Source organism: Streptomyces olivaceoviridis (assembly GCF_014650115.1).
GTDB lineage: Bacteria > Actinomycetota > Actinomycetes > Streptomycetales > Streptomycetaceae > Streptomyces > Streptomyces olivaceoviridis.
Map to the genome: position 1 here is coordinate 445,738 of NZ_BMUI01000004.1, position 23,656 is coordinate 469,393.

Here is a 23,656-nt window from a genome sequence, read left to right on the forward strand (position 1 = left end):
TTCGCCCTCCGGACATGTCTTCGAGTTAACTGTGAGGCGGTAGTAGGCTCACGCCGTTTGCTGACGGACATGAGCACCCCCGGCCGGCGGGGGTCGAGCTGGGGGAGGCCATGCGCTTTCGCGGGAAGTCGATCCGCCGGAAGATCGTGGCGCTGCTTCTCGTGCCGCTGGTGTCCCTGACCGCCGTCTGGGGCTTCGCCACGGTGCTCACGGGGCGCGAAGTCACCCAGCTGTTCCGCGTGACCGACGCCGTCGAGGACATCGGCTACCCCACCGAGGATACGGTTCGCGTCCTTCAGCAGGAGCGCCGCCAGACCCTCGTCTACCTCGCCGACCCGCGGGCCTCCGAGGCTCTTTCGGCGCTGCGCCGCACCCGCGCCGCGACGGACCGGGTGATCGCCACCATCCGCCGGAACGCCGAGGACCAGGACACCCGGGCCGGCATGGACGCGGACGACAGCGAACACCTCACCGCCGTCCTGGACGCCTTGGGCGGTCTCGGGCCCCTGCGCCGCGGCGTCGAGGGAGGCACCATCACCCGCGCCCAGGCGTTCGACCTCTACAACCGTCTCGTGGACCCCTGCTACGCACTCCTCACGTCCCTCGACGGTCTGGACGACGTCGAGATCGACAAGCAGGCCCGCGCCCTGGTGAACGTCACCCGCGCCCGCGAGCTGCTCTCCCGCGAGGACGCCCTGCTCGGCTCCTCCCTCGTCGTCGGGCGGCTCACCCGCGACGAGACCCGTGACATCTCCGACCTCGTCGCCCAGCGCACCCTCCTGTACGACATCAGCCTCCCGCTGCTGCCCGCCGCGGAGCGCGACCGCTACGAACACTTCTGGAAGAACGCCACCACGGCCCCGCTGCGGGAGGCCGAACGGACCGTCATCGCCTCGGACTCCGGCACCCCTGGCGAGGTCACCGCGAAGAGCTGGGACTCCTCCGCCGCAACCGTCCTGGACGAACTCGGCACCCTGGACGACCAGGTGGGCGACCGCTTCGAGGACCGTATGCGCCCCGTGGCCGTCGGCGTCATCGTGCAGGCGGCCGTCGCCGGCGCCCTCGGCCTGATCGCGCTCCTGCTCTCCGTCGTGCTCTCCATCCGGGTCGGCCGCTCCCTCATCCGCGACCTGCGCCAGCTGCGCCTGGAGGCGCACGAGGCGTCCGGTGTCCGGCTGCCCAGCGTGATGCGCCGGCTGTCCGCGGGTGAACAGGTCGACGTCGAGACCGAGGTCCCGCGCCTGGAGTACGACAAGAACGAGATCGGCGAGGTCGGGCAGGCCCTCAACACCTTGCAGCGCGCGGCGGTCGAGGCCGCCGTCAAACAGGCCGAGCTGCGGGCCGGCGTCTCCGAGGTCTTCGTCAACCTCGCCCGCCGCAGCCAGGTGCTGCTGCACAAGCAGCTCACCCTGCTCGACAGCATGGAGCGCCGGACCGAGGACACCGACGAACTCGCCGACCTGTTCCGCCTGGACCACCTCACCACCCGCATGCGCCGGCACGCCGAGGGCCTCGTGATCCTCTCCGGAGCCGCGCCCTCCCGGCAGTGGCGCCGGCCCGTGCAGCTCATGGACATCGTCCGCGCCGCCGTCGCCGAGGTCGAGGACTACGAGCGCATCGAGGTCCGGCGCCTGCCGCGGGTGGCCGTCACCGGGCCCGCCGTCGCCGACCTCACCCATCTCGTGGCCGAACTCCTGGAGAACGCCACCGTCTTCTCGCCCCCGCACACCGCCGTCCAGGTCCTCGGCGAGCGGGTCGCCAACGGTTTCACCCTGGAGATCCACGACCGGGGCCTCGGTATGACGGCCGAGGCACTCCTGGACGCCAATCTGCGTCTCGCCGAGACACCCGAGTTCGAACTCTCCGACACCGACCGGCTCGGTCTGTTCGTGGTCAGCCGTCTCGCCCAGCGCCAGAACGTCCGGGTCTCCCTCCAGCCGTCGCCGTACGGCGGCACCACCGCCGTGGTGTTCATCCCCGACGCGCTGCTCACCGACGACGTCCCGGACACCAACGGCGTCGGCTTCCGGCTCGACCGGAACCGCCCGGCGAAGAGCACCGAGCAGGCGCTGGGCCGCGGTGCCGGGCCGTCCCCGGCCCCCTTGCAGCTGCCCGCCCTGCCGACCTCCCTGCTGGACGGCCCGGTCGAGCTGGAGGCACCCGTCGATCTCGACGCGCTGGACGACTTCCCCGGCGCCCTCCCGGACGAGGACAGCGAGCGCGGCGGTCTGTTCCGCCCCCGCCGGGTCCGCCCGGACGACGGGGAGCAGGCAGCCACCCCGCCGGCCGACCGCCCGCCGCACGACGGGACCCGTGAGCACGGGGCCGTACCGCTGCCCCGGCGGCAGACCCCCAAGCTCGTCAGCTCGCACGGCAAGCCCGTCACCGACCAGCGACCCCGCCGCGGCGAACCGGACCCCGCGCCCTCCGCCGCCACACGTCGCTCCGACACGGACGGACCGGCCCCGCTGCCCACCCGCCGCCGCGGCGCGTCCTCCCGGCGCCCCACCGGACGCACCGACCGCGCCGAGGACAGCACCGCGAGGCCGACCGGAAGTGCCGAAGCGGCCTCCGAGGCTCCGGCGCTGCCCCGGCGCACCCGGACCGAGACACCCGGCACCGGCATCCCGGCGGATACGGCGGCATCTCCTCGCGGCGGCACGAGCGGTCCGGCAGACACGGCACAGCCCCGCTCCGCGGACACGGCACAGCCCCGCTCCGCGGACACGGCACCGCCCCGCTCCGCGGACACGGCACAGCCCCGCTCCGCGGACACGGCACAGCCCCGCTCCCGCACCGCCGCACCCGCCGACGACCCGGCCCCGGAGCCGGGCACCGGGCCGCTGCCCCGGCGCGTACGCCAAGCGAGCCTGGCCCCCCAGCTCAAGCACGACACCGAACGGCGCGCCGAGCGCGCGACGCCACCCGACGACCGCGATGCCGAGGAGGTCCGCAGCCGGATGGCCTCACTCCAGCGCGGCTGGCAGCGCGGCCGGGAGGAGAACGCCGCGGGCGACGAGGCCCGGAACGGCACAGCACAAGGAACGACTAAGGGGGACGGTCGATGACCGCACCGAAGGCGACCGGCCACACGGCGACGGACAAGGTGGAGCTGAACTGGCTCCTGGACGATCTGGTCGACCGGGTCGCCAGCATCCGCAAGGCCGTCATCCTGTCCGGCGACGGCCTGCCCACGGGGATCTCCAAGGACCTGACCAGGGAGGACAGCGAGCATCTGGCCGCCGTGGCGTCCGGCTTCCACAGCCTCGCCAAGGGCGTCGGCCGCCATTTCGAGGCGGGCAGCGTCCGCCAGACGGTGGTCGAGCTGGACGACGCCTTCCTCTTCGTCACCGCCGCCGGGGACGGCAGCTGCCTCGCCGTCCTCTCGGACGCCGACTCCGACGTCGGGCAGGTCGCCTACGAGATGACGCTCCTGGTCAAGCGGGTCGGCGTCCATCTGGGCACCGCCCCGCGCACCGATCTGCCCGCAGGCGGGTAGTGGGATGACATGAGCGCAGACGGTCAGGGAAGAAACCACTGGTTCGACGACGAGGCCGGGCCGGTCGTCCGTCCGTACGCCATGACGCGTGGCCGCACCACGAGCGAGGGCCAGCACCGCCTCGACCTGATCGCGGTGGTCGTCACGGAGCCCGACACCGGCGACCCGGAATCGGACCCGACACTGTCCCCCGAACACGTGGAGATCGTCGGACTCTGCCGGGAGGTACCCCAGTCGGTCGCCGAACTGGCCGCGGAACTCGACCTGCCCATCGGCGTCGTCCGCGTCCTCATCGGCGACCTGGTGCACGCCGAACTCGTCCACGTGACCCGCCCGGTGCCCCCGGCCGAGCTGCCGGACGAGAGTATTCTGCGCGACGTGATCAACGGCCTCCGGGCACTGTGACCGGCGCGGAAGCGGGGTAGTGACGTGACTGGCTGGCAGTTCTGGGTCGACCGAGGCGGCACCTTCACCGACATCGTCGCGCGTCGCCCGGACGGCCGGCTGCTCACGCACAAACTGCTGTCCGACAACCCGGCACGGTACGCCGACGCGGCCGTCGCGGGCGTACGCGAACTCCTGGGCGGCTCCCAGGAGCCCGTCGAGGCCGTTCGCATGGGCACCACGGTCGCCACCAACGCCCTGCTGGAACGCAAGGGCGAGCGCACCCTCCTCGTCGTCACCCGCGGCTTCCGCTACGCCCTGCGCATCGCCTACCAGAACCGCCCCCGCATCTTCGCCCGCCGCATCGAGCTGCCCGAGCTGCTCCACGAACGGGTCGTGGAGGTGGACGAACGCGTCGCCGCCGACGGTACCGTCCTGCGCGCGCCCGACCTGGACGCCCTGGAGGGTCCGCTGCGGGAGGCGTACGCCGACGGGATCCGCGCGGTCGCCGTCGTCTGCCTGCACAGCCATCTCCACCCCGGCCACGAACGCGCCATCGGTGAACTCGCCGCCCGCATCGGCTTCCCGCAGATCTCGCTGTCCAGCGAGGTCAGCCCGCTGATGAAGCTCGTCCCGCGCGGGGACACCGCCGTCGTGGACGCCTACCTCTCGCCCGTGCTGCGCCGCTACGTGCGGCACATCGCCGACGAACTGCGCGGTGTACGGCTGATGTTCATGCAGTCCAACGGCGGGCTGACGGAGGCCGGGCAGTTCCGCGGCAAGGACGCCATCCTCTCCGGACCGGCCGGCGGCATCGTCGGCATGGCCCGCATGTCGCAACGCGCCGGCTTCGACCGCGTCATCGGCTTCGACATGGGGGGCACCTCCACCGACGTCTCGCACTTCGCCGGCGCGTACGAGCGGGTCTTCACCACACAGATCGCGGGTGTCCGGCTGCGGGCACCGATGCTGGACATCCACACCGTCGCCGCCGGCGGCGGCTCCGTCCTCCACTTCGACGGCTCCCGCTACCGGGTCGGCCCCGACTCGGCCGGCGCCGACCCCGGCCCCGCCTGCTACCGCGCGGGCGGCCCGCTCACCGTCACCGACGCCAATGTCATGCTCGGCCGCATCCAGCCCGCTCACTTCCCGGCCGTGTTCGGTCCCGGTGGTGACCAGCCCCTGGACGCGGCCCTCGTCCGTGACCGGTTCACCACCCTCGCGCGCGAGATCCACGAACACACCGGTGACGACCGCACCCCGGAACAGGTGGCCGAGGGCTACCTGCGGATCGCCGTGGCCAACATCGCCAACGCGGTGAAGCGGATTTCCGTCCAGAAGGGCCATGACGTCACCCGCTACGCCCTGACCACCTTCGGCGGGGCGGGCGGTCAGCACGCGTGCCGGGTCGCCGACTCGCTGGGCATCCGTACCGTCCTCGTACCTCCCATGGCCGGCGTGCTCTCCGCGCTCGGCATCGGCCTCGCCGACACCACGGCCATGCGCGAGCACTCCGTGGAAGCACCCCTGGAAGCCGCCTCCATGCCCGGCATCCGCAAGACGGCCGACGACCTGGAGGCCGCCGCACGGGCCGAACTCGTCGCCGAGGACGTCCCGGAGGACCGCATCCAGATCACCCGCCGCGCCCAGCTCCGCTACGACGGCACCGACACCACCCTCACCGTCGGGCTGGCCGAGCCAGACGCCATGCGGAACGCCTTCGAGGAACGTCATCGCGCCACGTACTCCTTCACACTCGACCGCCCGGTCGTCGTGGAAGCCCTCTCCGTCGAAGCCACCGGCATCACCACACCCCCCGATCTCTCCGCCCTCGCCCCGTACGAGGGCCGTGCCCAGGAGCCCGGCACCGTCCGTCTCCACACCGGCGGTGCCTGGCGCGACGTACCCCTCCACCGCCGGGAGGCCCTTCCTCCCGGCGAGACCGTCACCGGACCCGCGATCATCACCGAGGCCGGCGCCACGACCGTCGTCGACGACGGCTGGCGGGCCGCCGCGACCGATGACGGGCATCTGCTCATGGAACGCACGGCGATTACACAGAGTTCCGATGTGGACACGGAATCCGATCCGGTTCTGCTTGAGGTCTTCAACAACCTCTTCATGTCGATCGCCGAACAGATGGGCGCGCGGCTGGAGTCCACGGCCCAGTCCGTCAACATCAAGGAGCGGCTGGACTTCTCCTGCGCGCTGTTCGACCCGGACGGAAACCTGGTGGCCAACGCCCCGCACATCCCCGTCCACCTGGGCTCCATGGGCACCAGCGTCAAAGAGGTCATCCGCCGGCGCGGCTCCGCCATGCGACCCGGCGACACCTACGCCGTCAACGACCCCTACCACGGCGGCACGCACCTGCCCGACGTCACCGTGATCACCCCCGTCTTCGACACCGACGTGGCCGCGGACACGCGGAGTGAGCCGCGGATCCTCTTCCACGTCGCCTCACGCGGTCACCACGCCGAGATCGGCGGCATCGCCCCCGGCTCCATGCCGGCCCACAGCCGCACCATCGAGGAGGAGGGCGTCCTCTTCGACAACTGGCTCCTCGCCGAGAACGGCCGCTTCCGGGAAGAGGAGACCCACCGCCTCCTCACCGAGGCGCGGTACCCGTCCCGCAACCCGCGCACCAACCTCGCCGACCTGCGCGCCCAGATCGCCGCCAACCACAAGGGCGTCGACGAGGTGCGGCGCATGATCGAGGAGTTCGGCCTCGACGTCGTCCAGGCCTACATGCGGCACGTCCAGGACAACGCCGAGGAGGCAGTCCGCCGCGTCATCGACGCCCTCGACGACGGCGAGTACGCCTACGAGACCGACTCCGGGGCCGTCATCCGGGTCCGCGTCCGCGTCGACCGCACCGAGCGCCGGGCGACCGTCGACTTCACCGGCACCTCCGCCCAGCTCACCACCAACTTCAACGCGCCCTTCGCGGTGGTCAACGCGGCCGTCCTGTACGTCTTCCGCACGCTCGTCGCCGATGACATCCCGCTCAACGACGGCTGTCTGCGCCCGCTCGACATCATCGTGCCGTCCGGCTCGATGCTCGCCCCCGAGCCGCCCGCCGCCGTGGTCGCGGGCAACGTGGAGACCTCCCAGGCCATCACCGGCGCCCTGTACGCCGCGCTCGGCGTCCAGGCCGAGGGCTCCGGCACCATGAACAACGTCACCTTCGGCAACGAGCGGCACCAGTACTACGAAACCGTCGCCTCCGGATCCGGCGCCGGCGACGGCTTCCCCGGAGCCGGCGTGGTCCAGACCCACATGACCAACTCCCGGCTCACGGACCCGGAGATCCTGGAATGGCGGCTACCGGTCCGGCTGGAGGAGTTCGCCGTCCGCCGGGGGAGCGGCGGCGCCGGACGGTGGCGCGGCGGCGACGGAGCCGTGCGCCGCATCCGCTTCCTCGAACCGATGACCGTCTCCACGCTCTCCCAGCACCGCCGCGTGCCCCCGTACGGCATGGCCGGCGGCGCCCCCGGAGCGCTCGGCGCCAACCGGGTGGAGCGCGCCGACGGCACGGTCACCGACCTGGGCGGAAGCGGCTCGGCCGATGTCGGCCCCGACGACGTGCTCGTCATCGAGACCCCCGGTGGCGGCGGCTACGGCCGACCGTCGCCCGACCCCCATCAAGCAGGAGAAGAGATCGATGATCTTCGGGCGTTCTGAGCGCGCCAAGGCTCCGGTCGAGCCTGTCACGCTCAAGATCCTCGTGGCCGGCGGCTTCGGCGTGGGCAAGACGACCCTCGTCGGCGCGGTCAGCGAGATCAGGCCGCTGCGCACTGAGGAACTGCTCACCGAGGCCGGGCGGCCCGTCGACGACACCAGTGGTGTGGAGGGCAAGCACACGACCACGGTGGCCATGGACTTCGGCCGGATCACCCTGCGCGAGGACCTGGTGCTCTACCTCTTCGGCACGCCCGGGCAGGAGCGGTTCTGGTTCATGTGGGACGAGCTGTCCGAGGGCGCGCTCGGAGCCGTGGTCCTCGCCGACACGCGCCGCCTGGAGGACTGTTTCGCCGCCGTCGACTACTTCGAGCGGCGTTCCATCCCCTTCCTCGTCGGCGTCAACTGCTTCGAGGGAGCCGCCCGTCACCCCGTGGAATCCGTCCGTCAGGCCCTCGACCTGGACGACGACGTGCCCCTCCTGCTGACCGACGCCCGTGACCGGGAGTCGGTCAAGGCGGTGCTCGTCGGACTGGTCCAGCACGCGATGGAGTACGCGGCCGACCGCCGCGGGGCCGTCGTGCGCTGACCACTAGAGCGGAAGCCGACCAGGGTACGGGCCGTGGTCCTGTGCGGGCCGCCCACGCGCGCGTGCGGCGACTTCCCGGCCGCCTTCCCGCCGCTAAGCCCTCTCCTCCTCCAGCCAGCCGAAGCTCTTCTCCACGGCCCTGCGCCAGTTCCGGTACTCGCGGTCGCGGACCGACACCTCCATGCGGGGCGTCCACTCCGCGTCGTTCCGCCAGTGCGACCTCAGCTCGTCCAGGTCGTTCCACACCCCCGTGGCCAGTCCGGCCGCGTAGGCGGCGCCCAGGCACGTCGTCTCCGACACGCGGGGCCGGATCACCGGGACGCCGAGGACGTCCGCCTGGTGCTGCATGAGCAGGTTGTTCCGGGTCATGCCGCCGTCGGCCTTCAGGGTGCTGATCCGCACCCCGGAGTCCTGGTACATCGCGTCCACGACCTCCCGGGTCTGCCAGCTCGTCGCCTCCAGCACCGCGCGCGCGAGGTGCGCCTTGGTGACGTACCGGGTGAGGCCGGTGACGACGCCGCGCGCGTCGGAGCGCCAGTAGGGCGCGAACAGGCCGGAGAAGGCCGGCACGACGTAGGCACCGCCGTTGTCGTCCACGCTCGCCGCCAGTGTCTCGATCTCGTCGGCGGTCCGGATGATCCCGAGCTGGTCGCGGAACCATTGGACCAACGCGCCCGTTATCGCTATGGACCCCTCCAGGCAGTACACCGGCGCCTCCCCGCCGATCTTGTAGCCCATCGTCGTCAGCAGCCCGTTCTTGGACGGCACCGGCCGGTTGCCGGTGTTCAGCAGCAGGAAACTGCCGGTGCCGTAGGTGTTCTTCGCCGTGCCGACGTCGTAGCAGGCCTGCCCGAACACGGCGGCCTGCTGGTCGCCCAGCGCCGAGGCGACGGGCACCCCGGACAGCTCCCCGACGGCGGTCCCGTACACCTCGGCGGAGGACCTGATCTCGGGCAGCACGGCCTCGGGGACGTTCATCGCGGACAGGATGGAGGGGTCCCACTGGAGGGTGTCCAGGTTCATCAGCATGGTGCGGCCGGCGTTCGTGACGTCAGTGACGTGCCGGCCGCCGTCGGTGCCACCGGTGAGGTTCCAGATCAGCCAGGAGTCGATGGTGCCGAACGCGATCTCACCGCGCTCCGCCCGCTGCCGCAGACCGGGCACATGGTCCAGCAGCCAGGCCGCCTTGGGCCCGGAGAAGTAGCTGGCCAGCGGCAGCCCGGTCGTCTCTCGGAACCGGTCCTGGCCGTCCGCGCCGCCCAGTTCGCCGCACAGGGCCGCGGTACGGGTGTCCTGCCAGACGATCGCGTTGTGCACCGGCTTGCCCGTGGCGCGGTCCCACAGGACCGTGGTCTCCCGCTGGTTGGTGATGCCGAGGGCGCTCAGCTGGTCGGCGCGCAGTCCCGCCCGGGCGAGCGCCCCGGCCACCACGGCCTGCACCTTGGACCAGATCTCCGTGGCGTCGTGCTCCACCCAGCCGGGCTTGGGAAAGATCTGCCGGTGCTCGCGCTGGTCCACGGCGACGATCGCACCGCTGTGGTCGAAGACGATGCAGCGGCTGGACGTGGTGCCCTGGTCGATGGCGGCGACGTACGTGTCGGCGGTGTCCGTCATGGCTGCCCCTGGGTCGCTGGGTCGGATCGCTGGTCGGAAGGCCGGGTGCGGATCGTGGATCGCGGTGGCGGGAGCGGGGGGTTCAGAAGGCCGCGTTGTAGATCAGGCCGGCCAGTGCTCCGCCGATCAGCGGCCCGACGACCGGGATCCAGGCGTATCCCCAGTCGGACCCGCCCTTGTGGGGGATCGGCAGGAAGGTGTGCACGATGCGCGGGCCGAGGTCGCGGGCCGGGTTGATGGCATAGCCGGTGGGACCGCCGAGGGAGAGGCCGATGCCCACGACCAGCAGGGAGACGATGAGCACGGTGGTGCCGGACTCGCCGAGCCCTCGGGTGAGCCCGAAGGCGAGGACCGGCAGGACGAGCGCGACGGTCGCGATGATCTCGGTGACGAGGTTGGCGACCGGGTTCCTGATCTCCGGAATGGTGGAGAAGATGCCGAGGGTCGGCACGGGCTCATCCGCGGTGCCGCCCGTGGTCCCTTCGGTGCGCACGTTGGCCTGGAACTGGGCGAGATAGACGAGGTAGGCCAGTACGGCGCCGAGCATCGCGCCGACGATCTGCCCGAGCAGGTACACCCAGACCTTGCCCCATTTGCCGGTGTCCACCGCGATGCCGATGGTGACCGCGGGGTTGAGCTGACCACCGGAGAGGGGAGCGGCGGTGTACGCGCCCGCGAGGACACCGAAGCCCCAGCCGAACGCGATCACGATCCAGCCCGAGGCGCGTGCCTTGGAGTATCGGAGGGTGACGGCGGCGCAGACGCCCGCGCCGAACAGGATCAGGATCGCGGTGCCGATGACCTCGCCGACGAATATGTCTCCGTTGCTCATGGCGGCTCCCTTGGCGCCGGCAGGGGCGATCGGCCCCCGGCCATGGCGTGCAGGACGGTTCCCTTGGCGACTTCAGCCGAAGGCAGGGAGGGCCCCGAGCCCCGCCCGGCGTCGGTGACGAGCGTGCCGTCGCAGCCGGATCGCCCTGGAGCGCCGGGCCGTGAGCAGGACAGACCCGTGCCGCAGTGCCTGATAACGCCAAGAATGTACGGCGATGTCGGCCGACACCGGGAAGTGTTCACCGGTGTCCCGGGGGCGTCAAGGTTGCCGACGGCGACGGTGACACGGGCGCTCCGTCGGCCTCGGCGGAGGGGCGCGCCGCAACGGACATGTAGGAGAAAGCCGTTCACCACCGTGGCTCGGCGGTCGCGTAGCCGGTCCCCGCCGGGGCCGGGCCTCCGCGCCGGACCTCGTGACCGGGGAGCCCGGCGCGCCCGAGCACCCAGCTGCCGCCGTTCAGTGCCTTGGCGGCTTTCTTCAGCGGGGCCAGCTGTGCGGCGGCCTGGTGATGGTCGCTCACGCTGCCCGGACCGCAGACGACCGTCGCCAGGGAGAGGGTGACCGGCCGGCCGCCCGCCGCCCAGGGAACGTCCAGCACGGCGGTGACCAGCGGATCGAGCGCCTCCTCCTCCGCCAGCACCAGGAAGTCGTCTCCGCCGATGTGCCCGACGCGCGCGTGCTCCGCGACCGCCTGTTGAAGCGGCGCCTGTTGGAGCGCCGCCTGTTGGAGCGCGCGGCCCACCGCGCGGATCAACTCGTCGCCCGCGGCGAACCCGGCACCGTCGTTGACCTGCTTGAAGTGGTCGATGTCCAGCCAGCTGAGGGCGAACGCCCGCCCGTCGGAGATCCGCCGGTCCACCTCGCTCACGATCGCGTCCGAACCGGGCAGCCGGGTCAGCGGGTTGAGCCCGGCGGCCTCCTCCACCCGGCTCTCGGCCAGTGCCCGCACCAGATCCGCCAGCCGTACGACACCGACGCACCGGCCGTGTCCGTCGACCACCGCCACGTCGTCGGAGGTCCGGTCCCGGCCGCCGACGGCCACCACGTCCAGCACCTGCCAGGCCGTCGCGTCGACGCCGACCGTGCGGGGGGCGTCGCCCAGTTTGCAGGCCGGCCGGTCGGCGTACAGGGCGTGCCCGTAGCGCCCCGACATCGACAGCAGGAAACGCGAACGGTGCACCGACCGGACGGGCCTGCCGTACTGGTCCACCAGCAGTACGCCGGAGACGTCCGGGGAACCGGTCAGCAGCGCCCGCACCTGTCCGGCCGAGGCGGTCAGCGGCAGGACGGCGGCCGGCCGTACGAACTCCCGTACGGAAGGCCCGGAGCGGGGCACGGTCCCGGCGCCGGGCGCCAGGGACGGAACGTATACGTCCGCTGCGGGGATGCGGGCCGGCGGAGCGAACAGCTCTCCCTGGGCCAGCTGCGCACCGGCCGACAGCGCCGCCGCGCAATGGAGTTCCGTCTCCACTCCCTCCACCGCGACCAGGGCGCCCAGCTCCTCGCACAGCGTCCGCATCGCCCGCACCGCGGCCGGCCGCGCCAGCAGCGAGGCGTCGAGTTTGACCAGGTCGGGGGAGAGGTCGGTGAGCAGCCTGAGCGGAACGTCGCCGTCCCCGATGCCGTCCGCGCTGATCCGGAACCCCTGCGCGCGCAGTGAGGCCACCGCCTCCAGCAGGGCCCGCTGTGGCACGTGCGTGTACGGCGGGACGATGTCGAGGGTCACCTCCCAGGCCATGCGCCCCGCCGCGCGGACGGCGTCGTGCAGCGGTGTCAGGCCGCCGAGGTCGGCGAGCGTGGCCGCGAACACGTTCAGGTGCAACGGCAGCAGGGTTTCCTTGCGGGCCGCGGCGCGGAGCGCCGACACGGTCAGCCTGCCGTCCACTTCGGGATCCCGGCGGGCCTCGGCCAGGACGTCGCCGGTCTCCGGGCGGGCGAGTATCTCCAGTGCGGCGACCGCGCCCGTCCTCAGGTTGACCACCGGCTGGAAGGCGAAGCGGAGAGTATCCGTCCAGGAGTGCACGGGAGCATGATGGCGCTGCCCGCGCACGCCCAGGCGCAGTTCATGAGACGTTCACGCAGGATTCCTGGTCGATCACAGAGAGTGGACAGCCTCGTCCGCTCCCTTGCGGCAGAGCAGCCTCCGCCACTCACGGTGGTCACCGCACGGCGATCACCGATGACCCGTGCCCGAACAGCCCTTGGTTCGCCGTGATGCCCACCCGCGCCCCGGCGACCTGACGGTCACCCGCCGTACCCCTCAACTGCCAGGTCAGCTCGCACACCTGGGCGATGGCCTGGGCCGGCACCGCCTCACCGAAGGAGGCCAGTCCGCCGCTGGTGTTCACGGGTATCCGCCCGCCCGGGGCGGTCGCGCCCTCCCGGAGCAGCTTCGCGCCGTCGCCCTCGCCGCACAGCCCCAGATCCTCGTACCACTGCAACTCCAGCGCGGTGGACAGGTCGTAGACCTCGGCCAGGGACAGGTCCTCGGGTCCGATGCCCGCCTCGTCGTAGGCGGCCCGGGCGATGGAGGCACGGAAGGTCTCCGCCGGCGGCGGCACCGTGGCCGCCGAGTCCGTCGCGATGTCCGGCAGGTCCAGCACCGAGTTCGGGAAACGGGGCGTCACCGTCGACACCGCCCGGATCCGGACCGGACGGGCGACACCGTGCCGGTGCGCGAAGTCCAGGCTGGACAGCACCAGGGCGGCCCCGCCGTCGGAGGTGGCGCAGATGTCCAGCAGCCGCAGCGGATCGGCGACCACCGCGGAGGCGGCCACCTCCTCGGCGGTGACCCGCTTGCGGTAGCGGGCGTACGGGTTGAGCGCCCCGAGCCCGGCGTTCTTCACCTTGACCAGCGCGAAGTCCTCCGGCGTGTCACCGTGCACCGCCATCCGCCGCCGCGCGTACAGCCCGAAGTAGGCCGGATTCGTCGCCCCCAGCAGCCGGAAGCGCAGCCAGTCCGGATCGTCGGGACGGTCCCCGCCCGCGGGCCGGAAGAAGCCCTTGGGCGCGGCGTCCGCCCCCACCACCAGGACGACGTCCGTAAGACCGGCGAGGATCTGCGCCCGCGCCGCGGCGATGGCCTGCGCCCCTGACGCGCAGGCCGCGTACACACTCGTCACCCTCGCGCCCTGCCACCCCAGGGCCTTGGCGAAGGTCGCTCCCGCGACATGGCCCGGATATCCGCCGCGCACCGTGTCCGCGCCCACGATGGAGCCGACGGCCGGCCAGTCGAGGCCCGCGTCCGCGAGAGCCGCGCGAGCCGCAGCCGCGCCGTACTCCACGAAGCCGCGGCCCCACTTGCCCCACGGGTGCATGCCCGCACCGAGCACCGCCACATCAGCCGTCACTCCGCCACCCCCGTCGGCCGCCAGTGCCAGACCGTCCAGGTCGTCTCCGCGTCCTCGTCCTCGTGGAGCACTCCAGGGACGAGCTCCACCTCCATGCCCACCGCCAGATCGGCGACGGTGACCCCGGGAGCCGCCTGCCCCAGCACCACGATCCGCTCGGCCTCCAGCTCCACAGCGATCAACGCGTACGGCACCCACGGAAGTTCCAGGTTGCTCACGTACGGTGACGGAGGGCGATATCGACTGTCGGTGTACGACCAGATACGTCCCCTTCGTGACAGTGACGTCTCCTCCAGGGTGCCGCCCGCGCAGTGGGGATTGCGGCAGTGGACGTCCTCGCGCGGGAAGAAGACGGAGGCGCAGGCCGTGCAGCGGGTGCCCAGGAGCCGGAAGTCACCGCCCTCGCCGGTGAACCAGCCGGTGACCGCGGGCTTGCGTGTGCGCGGCAAGGGGCCTCCTCTCACGGCATACCTGACGGAGCGTCAGAAGTGTGCCATGGGTAACCGGAAATGGGCAGGCCGATGCGGCGAACCGAACGGCGGCGCACGGCGTCGTGGTACACGAGGGGCGGCCGGGACCGACGGGGGTGGTTCCGACCGCCCCTTCCGGATCCGCTCGTTCGTGATGCCTCACTAGCGGAACACGTCCCTCCCTTGATCGGATACAGTCCGCGCGTGTCCGAAACTCAGCAACCAACTGCCAACTCCGCGCCGGACTCGCACTGTTCGAGCTGCGGAGCGCCCTATGGAGAGGGCGTTTCCGGATGGCCGCGCACCTGCTCGTCCTGCGGGACCACCGCCTACCGCAATCCGCTGCCGGTCGCGATCGCTCTCCAGCCCGTGTACGACACCAAGGGCACAGCCCTGGTCGTCATCACCCGAACCGTCGCCCCCGCGCGCGGAGGCATCGCCCTGCCGGGCGGGTACATCGACGACCGCGAGGACTGGAAGCAGGCCGTCGTACGGGAACTCAAGGAAGAGACCGGCATCGAGGCGGCCGCCCGTGACGTGCGGCTCGTGGACGTCATGAGCTCACCCGACGGGCACCTGCTGCTGTTCGGAGTGCTGCCGGAACGCCCGGCCGACGGACTGCCGCCCTCCGGTCCCACGGACGAGACGGAGGGCTGGCAGCTGCTGCGCAGGCCCGAGGAACTCGCCTTCCCGCTGCACACCGTGGCCGTCAAGGCATGGTTCGAGGGCCGCTACGTCTGAGCCCGCGGCTCAGCCGAGCCCGCGCACGCGCACCGGGTAGGGCGGCGCCGCCACGCCGTCCTCCCGGTCCCGGGTGACCACCACCCGCCCACCGTGCCGACGGGCGACGTAGCGTTCGATCTCCGGTTCCTCCCACCCGTCGCCCGGGTCCGCCACGACCAGGCCGGCCCCGGTGCGTCCGCGCGCGGGCGCCCACACCTCCAGCTCCAGCCCGCCATCGGCGCCACGCACGGGCAGCACGGCTCCCGCGCGCGCGAGCACCGGTATCCGGGACAGCGGCGCGTCCACCAGGACCCGCCCCGGCCCCTCATGGACCTCCTCCGTCAGCGTGTCGTACCAGCGGCCCCGCGGCAGCCGCACCGCACGCCGGCGGACACCGGGATCCAGAACGGGGGCCACCAGAAGGCCGTCGCCCAGCAGAAACGTGTCCTCGCAGTCGCGCAGCGCGCGGTCCTCCGGCGCCCCCCACCACAGCGGACGCACATAGGGAGCGCCGGTCCGCCGGGCCAGATGCGCCAGCGTCAAGAAGTACGGCAGCAACCGCCGCCGTTCGAGCAACGCCACGCGCGCGTGCTCCAGCACCTCGGCACCGAACTCCCACGGCTCCCGGCGCCCCGCCCGCAGACTCGCGTGGGTGCGGAACAGCGGCAGATACGCGCCCAGCTGGAACCAGCGCAGATACAGCTCCGGCGACGGACTGCCGTCGAAGCCGCCCACGTCCGGACCCGAGTACGGCACCCCGCACAACCCCAGGCCCAGCACCAGCGACAGCGACGCCCGCAGCCCCGGCCAGCCGGTCGCCACGTCCCCCGACCACGTGCCCCCGTACCGCTGGAGCCCCGCCCAGCCCGAACGGGAGAACAGGAAGGGCCGCTCCTCGGGCGCCAGCTCGCGCAACCCCTCATAGGCGGCCTGCGCCATGCACAGCGCGTACACGTTGTGCCCTTCCCGGTGGTCGCCGCCGCGCCCCTCCAGGGCATGCCGGGCCGAACGCGGCAGCGTCGGCTCGCCGAAGGCGCTGAACGACGTCGGCTCGTTCATGTCGTGCCAGAACCCGGCGAAGCCCTGCCCCAGCCGCTCCTCGTACAGCCCGCCCCACCACGCACGCGCGCGTGCGTCCGTGAAATCCGGGAAGACCGACTCGCCGGCCCACGCGACACCCCGCACCGTGTGGCCCTGCGCGTCCCGCACGAACGCGTCCACGGCCTTGCCGCTCTCGTACACGGCACCGCCCGGCTCCGCCCGCACCGCCGGATCGACGATCGACACCAGCCGGATCCCGTCCCGGCGCAGCTCCTCCGCCAGCACCGGAAGCTTGGGAAAACGCTCCTGGTCGACCGTGAACACCTGATGGTCGTCGTAGTGGTCGATGTCGAGGTGCACGGCGTCCAGCGGCAGCCCGCGCTCGTGATAGCCCGCGACGATCCGGCGCACCTCCTGCTCGCTGCCGAATCCCCACCGCGCGTGCTGGTGGCCCAGCGCCCACGCGGGCGGCAGGGCGGGCGCCCCGGTCAGCGAGGCCCACGTGTGCAGCACGCGCGCGGGTGTCCCCACCATCACCCAGCAGCGCAACGGACCGCCGTCCATCCGCACCTCGCAGTGCCCCGCCCGGTCGTGCCCGGACCCGGCACCCTCCCCGCCCTCGCGCAGGACCACCGTGCCGTCCCAGGTGGTGTCATGGAACACCAGATGCGTGCCGGCATCCGCCACCACCAGCTGCACCGGCATCGTCAGATACAGCGGATCGTCGCCGGGCCCGAACGCCCGGCCGGGATCGGTGTTCCACAACCGGTACCGGCCATCGCGCAGCCGGGGCCCGCCCGCGCGCCCGCCCAGGCCGAAGAACCGCGCGTCCGCGGCGACCTCCGAGCGCTGCATCCACCGCGCCGTCCCCCCGCCGACCGGCTCCCACCAGCGCGGCGGCAGATCCCGCCGCAGCACCACCCCGCCCGGCGTGCACACCTCCACCGCACCGTGCCGCGACACGACAACAGTCGCCCGCTCGGCCACCACGCGCCAGCCGCCGTCCTTGTCCGGCTCCAGCACCGCCCGCGGATCCGGCTCGGGACCACTCCCCGCGAGCGCGTACGACGGCTGCGGACCAGCCCCGTCCCACCCCCAGAAGACCGCCCCGTTCACCGCCACGACGATCCGCAGCTCCGAGCGGCCGAACCGGATCAGCCCACCCCCGGGGCCCGGCTCCGTGCCCCGCACCTGACCGGGCATCCGGGCCCGCTCGGGCCCCCGCCGCGGGAGCCCGGCGGCGTCGATACGCCTCCTGCGCCACGCCGCCCGTACGGTACGCAACCCCTGAGCCGCCCTCCCCGAACCGACCACACTTACCGAACGCACCAGGTCACGACCGTCCATGCTGCTCACCCTGCCACTGAGCGCCCCACGCGCGCGTGTCGTTCAACTGCCGTTCACCCGTGCCCGGACCACATCTTCATGACACGGACTGTGTGGAGCGCACCCTGGTGTAGAAGTCGATCACATGGCATCGTCCCTGTCAGCCGCGTCACGCGCACACCCCAGCCCGTGCGCGGACGACGCACACGACGCGCACAGCCCGGGAGCCGCACCAATGTCGACCGCGAACCCCCAGCCGCTCTGGCAGCCCGATCCCCAGCGGATCGCCCAGGCCCGCATCACCCGGTTCCAGGCATGGGCCGCCGAACACCACGGAGCCCCTGCCGAGGGCGGGTACCCGGCCCTGCACCGGTGGTCCGTCGATCAGCTGGACACCTTCTGGAAAGCCGTCACCGAGTGGTTCGACGTACGGTTCTCGACGCCCTACACGCGTGTGCTCGGCGACCGCACCATGCCCGGCGCCCAATGGTTCCCCGGAGCCACCCTCAACTACGCCGAACACGCCCTGCGTGCCGCGGCCGACCGCGCCGACGAACCCGCCCTCCTGTACGTGGACGAGACGCAGGAGCCACGGCCGGTGAGCTGGTCCGCGCTGCGCCGCCAGGTCGGCTCCCTCGCCGCCGAACTCCGCGCCCTCGGCGTCCGCCCCGGCGACCGCGTCAGCGGCTACCTCCCCAACATCCCGCAGGCCGTCGTCGCCCTCCTCGCCACGGCCGCCGTCGGCGCCGTCTGGACCTCGTGCGCCCCCGACTTCGGCGCCCGCAGCGTCCTCGACCGCTTCCAGCAGGTCGAACCCGTCGTCCTGTTCACCGTCGACGGCTACCGCTACGGCGGCAAGGAGCACGACCGCCGGGAGGCCGTCGCCGAGCTGCGCCGGGAGCTGCCCACCCTGCGCGCCGTCGTCCACATCCCCCTGCTCGGCACCGAGCCGCCCGAGGGAGCCCTGGAGTGGTCCGCGCTGACCGCCGGGGACACCGAGCCGGTCTTCGAGCAGGTCCCGTTCGACCACCCGCTGTGGGTGCTCTACTCCTCCGGCACCACCGGCCTGCCGAAGGCCATCGTCCAGTCGCAGGGCGGCATCCTGGTCGAACACCTCAAGCAGCTCGGCCTGCACTGCGACCTCGGCCCCGAGGACCGCTTCTTCTGGTACACCTCGACCGGCTGGATGATGTGGAACTTCCTCGTCTCCGGCCTGCTCACGGGCACCACGGTCGTCCTGTACGACGGCAGCCCCGGCTACCCGGACACGGGCGCCCAGTGGCGCGTCGCCGAACGCACCGGAGCCACCCTCTACGGCACCTCCGCCGCCTACGTCATGGCCTGCCGCAAAGCCGGCGTCCGCCCCGCCCGCGACTGCGACCTGTCCACGGTGAAGTGCGTCGCCACCACCGGTTCCCCCCTGCCGCCCGACGGCTTCCGCTGGCTGCACGACGAGGTCCGCGCCGACCTGTGGATCGCCTCCGTCAGCGGCGGCACCGACGTCTGCTCCTGCTTCGCCGGCGCCGTACCGACCCTTCCGGTGTACACCGGGGAACTCCAGGCACCCGGCCTCGGCACCGACCTGCGGTCCTGGGACCCCAGTGGTAAGCCCCTCATCGACGAGGTCGGCGAGCTGGTCGTCACCAACCCCATGCCGTCCATGCCGATCCACTTCTGGAACGACCCCGACGGCCGCCGCTACCACGACAGCTACTTCGACACCTACCCCGGCGTCTGGCGGCACGGCGACTGGACCACCGTCACCTCACGCGGGACCGTGATCATCCACGGCCGCTCCGACTCCACCCTCAACCGGCAGGGCGTGCGCATGGGCTCGGCCGACATCTACGAGGTCGTCGAGCGCCTGCCCGAGATCAAGGAGTCGCTGGTCATCGGCATCGAGCAGCCCGACGGCGGCTACTGGATGCCGCTGTTCGTGCACCTCGCACCGGGCGCCGTCCTGGACGAGGCCCTCCTGAACCGCATCAAGCAGACCATCCGCGAGCAGCTCTCCCCTCGGCACATCCCCGACGAGATCATCGAGGTCCCCGGCGTCCCTCACACCCTCACGGGCAAGCGCATCGAGGTCCCGGTCAAACGCCTGCTCCAGGGCACCCCGCTGGAAAAGGCGGTGAACCCCGGCTCCATCGACGACCTCGCCCTGCTCGGTTTCTACGAGGAACTCGCCCGCAAGCGCGCCTGACCCCCGGACGATCACCCTCCGCATTTGGGCCTCAGTGCGACCCACACGGGGTGACCTGCGCAGACGACCTCCCCACCCGACCGTGACCACCGGCGGCACCACCATTGTCAGTGCCGCCGGTTACGGTGAGTGAGTATTGATCGACCGCGCATTGGGGGAAATTCATGGCGCACACCGACCACCGGACCATGCGGCGCGCCCTGCGCCGCGAGATCGCCGGCACCATCGGCGTCCTCACCGACGACCACGACTTCCGCGCCATGCGGCGCTACCGCAGCTTCACCTTCGACGACCACACCGCCTACCTCCGGCAACTGGAGGCCGTCCTCCAGGACCGCGCCGCACAGGGCGACCACACCACCCTCGCCCTCTTCGACCCCGAGGACTACGCCGCGTACTGCGCGGACACCGGCCTCGACCCGGAAGCGCCGACCAGCCGGACCCGGTTCACCGCGGAACTCGCGGCCACCGGCCCGACCATCCCCTACGACGGCCGCCCGCTCGCCGTCCTCCTGCCCGCCCTCGTGGACGAAGCCGTACGCCAGGCCACCTGGGAGTACGCCACCACCCTCCTCACCCGCCTCGGCCCCTGCCCGACCTGCGGCGAGGACATCGGCAGGGCAGCCTTCACCCGCGCCTCCGACCTCCTGGTCCGCATCCTCGACAGCGCACCACCGGGCGACCGGCACCTCGTGTGCACCGTCGCCGGACCTCCGGACACCCTCGTCTCCGTCCTGCACGGCGACCAAGACCCCCACGGCGCGACCCGCCTGGACGAGGCCGAAGCTCTGGAATTCACCAGCGTCCTCGCCCTCGGCCTCGCGACCCGCAGCCCGGGCGGACTCGTCATCCGCGTCAGCGCCACCGGAACGGCCGACCGTGTCTACGGCTGGCGACTGCGCGGCGGTGCCCTCGAACCACTGACGGCATCCGAGGTGTTCGACGCCTACTGCACCGACGTCGAATCCGGCGAACTGATCTCCCCGGAGCCCGGCGTCGACTACCGCGAGCCCCCCGCCCTGGGAGAAGAGAGCACCGCCCCGGGCCACCGCCACTGAGGCCCGCACACTCGGCGGCCCGAACGCGACAGGGGCGCCCCACCCGAAGGCGGGACGCCCCTGATCCGGCACACCGGCGGTGACCGGTACGGCTACTCGCCGGACAGCACCGCCTGAGCCGCGCTCCGCGCCTCCTCGGCGCTGTCCGCCGCACGCGCCGCCGCCGCGGCCCGCTCACACTGCGCCAGCGTGTACTTCGCCAGCGTGGCGCGAACGTACGGAATCGATGCCGCACCCATGGACAGGGAGGTGACACCCAGACCGGTCAGCACGCACGCCAGCAGCGGATCCGACGCGGCCTCGCCGCACACCCCACAGCTCTTGCCCTCGGCCGTGGCCGCCTCGGCGGACAGCGCGACCAGGTCGAGCAGCGCAGGCTGCCACGGGTCCTGAAGACGCGACACCGCACCCACCTGCCGGTCCGCCGCGAACGTGTACTGCGCGAGGTCGTTGGTACCCAACGACAGGAACTCGACCTCCTGGAGGATCGAGCGCGCCCGCAGCGCGGCCGAGGGGATCTCGACCATCGCGCCGAACTTCGCCCGCAGCCCCGCCTCACGGCAGGCATCGGCAAAAGCCTTGGCGTCCTTCCGGTCCGCCACCATGGGCGCCATGACCTCAAGGTAGACGGGCAGCCCCTCGGCGGCCTTCGCCAGCGCCGTCAGCTGAGTGCGCAGAACCTCCGGGTGGTCGAGCAGCGTCCGCAGCCCCCGCACGCCGAGCGCCGGGTTCGGCTCGTCCGCCGGCGTCAGGAAGTCCAGCGGCTTGTCCGCCCCGGCGTCCAGCACCCGCACGACCACACGGCTCTCGGGGAACGCCTCCAGCACCTGCCGGTAGGCCTCCACCTGCTTCTCCTCGGAAGGAGCGTTCTTGCTGTCGTCCAGGAACAGGAACTCTGTACGGAACAGACCGACACCCTCGGCCCCGGCCTCGACGGCCGCCGGTACGTCCGCCGGCCCGCCCACGTTGGCCAGAAGCGGCACCTTGTGCCCGTCTGCGGTCACCCCGGGACCCGTCGAAGCGGCCAGCGCGGCCTTGCGCGCGGCAGCCGCGGCCTCCAGCTCCGCCTTCTTCTCCTCGCTCGGGTTCACGAAGACGTCCCCGGTGCTGCCGTCGACGGCGATCAGCGTGCCCTCGCCCAGCTCACCGGCACCGGGCAGCGCCACCACGGCCGGCACGCCCAGAGCCCGCGCCAGGATGGCGCTGTGACTGGTCGGACCGCCCTCCTCGGTCACGAAACCGAGGACCAGGGACGGGTCCAGCAGCGCGGTGTCGGCCGGAGCCAGATCACGTGCCACGAGCACATAAGGCTGGTCACTGTCCGGGACACCCGGCATCGGCACGCCCAGCAGCCGGGCGACAATACGGTTCCGCACGTCATCCAGGTCGGCCACCCGCCCGGCCAGGTACTCACCGGCGCCGGCCAACAGCTCCCGGTACGCCGCGAAGGCGTCGTACACGGCACGCTCGGCGGTGCTGCCGACGGCGATCCGCCGGTCCACGTCGGCCATCAGCTCGGGGTCCTGCGCCATCATGGCCTGTGCCTCCAGCACGGCCTGGGCCTCGCCCCCCGCCAGATTGCCGCGCGCCATCAGGTCGGCGGCCACGGCGTCCACGGCCTGACGGGCGCGCCCCTGCTCCCGCTCCGCTTCCTCGGCGGGAATCTGCTTGGCCGGCGGTTCCAGGACCGCCGTCCCCATGTGCCGTACCTCGCCGATCGCCACGCCATGGCTCACGCCGACGCCTCGCAGCGTTGTCTCCATCTCACCCGTCTCCGGATAGTGCGGCGGGTCCCGCCGCCGCGGTGGTTGTCCTGTGCGCCGCCTTACGACGGCAGTGCTGTCAGTTCCAGGAGAAGAGGCTGTCGCCGACCTTCACGTCTCCGTCCTCACGGAGGTCGGAGAGGGACTCGGCAGTGGCTTCCAGCGCGACGACCGGGCACACCGGCGACTTGCCGGCCGCCTCGACCGCGGCGGGGTTCCAGCGCACGACGGCCTGGCCGCGGGTCACGGTGTCGCCCTTGTTGACGAGCACCTCGAAACCCTCGCCGTTGAGCTGGACGGTGTCGATGCCGAGATGGGTGAGTACACCGTGCCCGCTCTCGTCGACCACGACGAACGCGTGCGGATGCAGGGAGACGATGATGCCGTCGACGGGCGCCACGGCCTCGGAGACCTCACGCACGGGATCGATCGCGGTGCCCGGGCCGACCATGGCCCCGGAGAAGACCGGATCCGGCACTGCGGCCAGTCCGATGGCACGCCCGGCAAGAGGGGACGTCACGGTGGTCATGGGAAGCCTCCCAAGGAGTGGAGCTGTTCACGGGCCGTCACTGGCAGTCCCGGACGGCGCACTGAGCAGCAGCGTATGTCATGTGAACTGGCGGTTCCGGACGGAAGCTACCAGTTAGTGGTCTAGACCACCAGCTCACCGGATTTGCATGGCCTTCAAGGCTGCGTGTACAGTCGTACTCCTGCCGGGGGCAGTGAGGCGTGCAACCGCTTCCTCCTCCGACAGCAACCAAACTCATCAGATCCTATCTCTGGATCTCCTTCTGCATGCTCGCAGGGGGGCGGTCAGAGAGACGGAAAAACCCTGGTAGAGTTTGAAACACCGAAGGGAAGCGCCCAGAGGAAAGCCCGAGAGGGTGAGTACAAAGGAAGCGACCGTTCCTTGAGAACTCAACAGCGTGCCAAAAATCAACGCCAGATATGTTGATACCCCGTCTCCGGTCATCACGATCGGGACGAGGTTCCTTTGAAAAACACAGCGAGGACGCTGTGTGCGAGGGGACTATTCCTCCTCTCGCACCGCTCTCGTGGTGTTGCACCGGCCGAGTTGTTTCTTGGCCGAGTAAACATTCACGGAGAGTTTGATCCTGGCTCA

At 71.8% G+C, this 23,656-nt stretch carries 16 protein-coding genes; 8 read left to right on the forward strand and 8 right to left on the reverse strand.

Annotation, left to right across the window (positions count from 1 at the left end):
- Positions 1–110 precede the first annotated feature (110 nt).
- From IE273_RS11230 to IE273_RS11250, 5 genes are read left to right on the forward strand one after another with little or no spacing between them, the layout of a single operon-like run.
- Positions 111–3,068, forward strand: coding sequence for a sensor histidine kinase (locus IE273_RS11230; protein WP_189814980.1), 2,958 nt, complete (start codon positions 111–113; stop codon positions 3,066–3,068).
- Positions 3,065–3,499: a roadblock/LC7 domain-containing protein gene (locus IE273_RS11235; RefSeq protein WP_189814981.1), complete on the forward strand. Its 435-nt coding sequence runs from the start codon at positions 3,065–3,067 to the stop codon at positions 3,497–3,499. Before IE273_RS11230 ends, IE273_RS11235 begins: the two co-directional genes overlap by 4 nt.
- Before the next feature lie 9 nt (positions 3,500–3,508).
- The gene (locus IE273_RS11240; RefSeq protein ID WP_189814982.1) at positions 3,509–3,904 is read left to right on the forward strand and encodes a DUF742 domain-containing protein; all 396 of its coding nucleotides are present in this window, start codon (positions 3,509–3,511) and stop codon (positions 3,902–3,904) included.
- A gap of 24 nt (positions 3,905–3,928) precedes the next feature.
- On the forward strand, positions 3,929–7,567 hold the full coding sequence (locus tag IE273_RS11245; RefSeq protein WP_189814983.1) for a hydantoinase B/oxoprolinase family protein: 3,639 nt from the start codon (positions 3,929–3,931) through the stop codon (positions 7,565–7,567).
- Complete coding sequence (locus IE273_RS11250) at positions 7,548–8,153, forward strand: GTP-binding protein (protein ID WP_189814984.1); 606 nt, start codon at positions 7,548–7,550, stop codon at positions 8,151–8,153. Before IE273_RS11245 ends, IE273_RS11250 begins: the two co-directional genes overlap by 20 nt.
- 93 nt (positions 8,154–8,246) lie before the next feature.
- Here the strand turns inward: IE273_RS11250 and glpK are convergent, their stop codons facing one another.
- The 5 genes from glpK to IE273_RS11275 form a co-directional block, all read right to left on the reverse strand.
- Entirely contained in the window at positions 8,247–9,767 is a 1,521-nt protein-coding gene (gene glpK, locus IE273_RS11255) for a glycerol kinase GlpK (RefSeq protein WP_189814985.1), read from the reverse strand.
- Positions 9,768–9,849: 82 nt separating this feature from the next.
- Positions 9,850–10,599: an MIP/aquaporin family protein gene (locus tag IE273_RS11260; RefSeq protein ID WP_189814986.1), complete on the reverse strand. Its 750-nt coding sequence runs from the start codon at positions 10,597–10,599 to the stop codon at positions 9,850–9,852.
- A gap of 346 nt (positions 10,600–10,945) precedes the next feature.
- Complete coding sequence (locus IE273_RS11265) at positions 10,946–12,622, reverse strand: GGDEF domain-containing protein (protein WP_189814987.1); 1,677 nt, start codon at positions 12,620–12,622, stop codon at positions 10,946–10,948.
- A gap of 136 nt (positions 12,623–12,758) precedes the next feature.
- Entirely contained in the window at positions 12,759–13,949 is a 1,191-nt protein-coding gene (locus IE273_RS11270) for a lipid-transfer protein (RefSeq protein WP_189814988.1), read from the reverse strand.
- Positions 13,946–14,398, reverse strand: coding sequence for a Zn-ribbon domain-containing OB-fold protein (locus tag IE273_RS11275; RefSeq protein ID WP_189814989.1), 453 nt, complete (start codon positions 14,396–14,398; stop codon positions 13,946–13,948). Before IE273_RS11275 ends, IE273_RS11270 begins: the two co-directional genes overlap by 4 nt.
- A 225-nt stretch (positions 14,399–14,623) precedes the next feature.
- Here IE273_RS11275 and IE273_RS11280 point away from each other — a divergent pair, with 225 nt between their 5' ends.
- A complete protein-coding gene (locus IE273_RS11280) occupies positions 14,624–15,160 on the forward strand; it encodes an NUDIX domain-containing protein (RefSeq protein ID WP_189814990.1) in 537 nt (178 codons plus the stop codon).
- Between the two features lie 9 nt (positions 15,161–15,169).
- On the opposite strand, the gene IE273_RS11285 is transcribed toward IE273_RS11280, so the two are convergent.
- Entirely contained in the window at positions 15,170–17,530 is a 2,361-nt protein-coding gene (locus IE273_RS11285; protein WP_189814991.1) for a glycoside hydrolase family 31 protein, read from the reverse strand.
- Positions 17,531–17,744: 214 nt separating this feature from the next.
- Here IE273_RS11285 and IE273_RS11290 point away from each other — a divergent pair, with 214 nt between their 5' ends.
- Together IE273_RS11290 and IE273_RS11295 are read left to right on the forward strand one after the other, a co-directional pair.
- Positions 17,745–19,712 (forward strand): acetoacetate--CoA ligase, encoded by a 1,968-nt coding sequence (locus IE273_RS11290; RefSeq protein ID WP_189814992.1) that lies wholly within the window; start codon positions 17,745–17,747, stop codon positions 19,710–19,712.
- Positions 19,713–19,876: 164 nt separating this feature from the next.
- On the forward strand, positions 19,877–20,770 hold the full coding sequence (locus IE273_RS11295) for a DUF8829 domain-containing protein (RefSeq protein ID WP_189814993.1): 894 nt from the start codon (positions 19,877–19,879) through the stop codon (positions 20,768–20,770).
- 92 nt (positions 20,771–20,862) lie between these two features.
- On the opposite strand, the gene ptsP is transcribed toward IE273_RS11295, so the two are convergent.
- Together ptsP and IE273_RS11305 are read right to left on the reverse strand one after the other, a co-directional pair.
- Positions 20,863–22,533: a phosphoenolpyruvate--protein phosphotransferase gene (gene ptsP / locus IE273_RS11300; RefSeq protein WP_189814994.1), complete on the reverse strand. Its 1,671-nt coding sequence runs from the start codon at positions 22,531–22,533 to the stop codon at positions 20,863–20,865.
- Positions 22,534–22,612: 79 nt separating this feature from the next.
- On the reverse strand, positions 22,613–23,062 hold the full coding sequence (locus tag IE273_RS11305; RefSeq protein WP_189814995.1) for a PTS sugar transporter subunit IIA: 450 nt from the start codon (positions 23,060–23,062) through the stop codon (positions 22,613–22,615).
- Positions 23,063–23,656: the final 594 nt, after the last annotated feature.

What these genes read in the sequence shown, in the direction of transcription:
- glpK (WP_189814985.1), bottom strand. Translation starts at nt 9,767, where the DNA reads ATGACGGACACCGCCGACACGTACGTCGCCGCCATCGACCAGGGCACC.
- IE273_RS11260 (WP_189814986.1), bottom strand. Translation starts at nt 10,599, where the DNA reads ATGAGCAACGGAGACATATTCGTCGGCGAGGTCATCGGCACCGCGATC.
- ptsP (WP_189814994.1), bottom strand. Translation starts at nt 22,533, where the DNA reads ATGGAGACAACGCTGCGAGGCGTCGGCGTGAGCCATGGCGTGGCGATC.
- IE273_RS11240 (WP_189814982.1), top strand. Translation starts at nt 3,509, where the DNA reads ATGAGCGCAGACGGTCAGGGAAGAAACCACTGGTTCGACGACGAGGCC.
- IE273_RS11285 (WP_189814991.1), bottom strand. Translation starts at nt 17,530, where the DNA reads ATGGACGGTCGTGACCTGGTGCGTTCGGTAAGTGTGGTCGGTTCGGGG.
- IE273_RS11230 (WP_189814980.1), top strand. Translation starts at nt 111, where the DNA reads ATGCGCTTTCGCGGGAAGTCGATCCGCCGGAAGATCGTGGCGCTGCTT.
- IE273_RS11235 (WP_189814981.1), top strand. Translation starts at nt 3,065, where the DNA reads ATGACCGCACCGAAGGCGACCGGCCACACGGCGACGGACAAGGTGGAG.
- IE273_RS11305 (WP_189814995.1), bottom strand. Translation starts at nt 23,062, where the DNA reads ATGACCACCGTGACGTCCCCTCTTGCCGGGCGTGCCATCGGACTGGCC.
- IE273_RS11250 (WP_189814984.1), top strand. Translation starts at nt 7,548, where the DNA reads ATGATCTTCGGGCGTTCTGAGCGCGCCAAGGCTCCGGTCGAGCCTGTC.
- IE273_RS11290 (WP_189814992.1), top strand. Translation starts at nt 17,745, where the DNA reads ATGTCGACCGCGAACCCCCAGCCGCTCTGGCAGCCCGATCCCCAGCGG.
- IE273_RS11295 (WP_189814993.1), top strand. Translation starts at nt 19,877, where the DNA reads ATGGCGCACACCGACCACCGGACCATGCGGCGCGCCCTGCGCCGCGAG.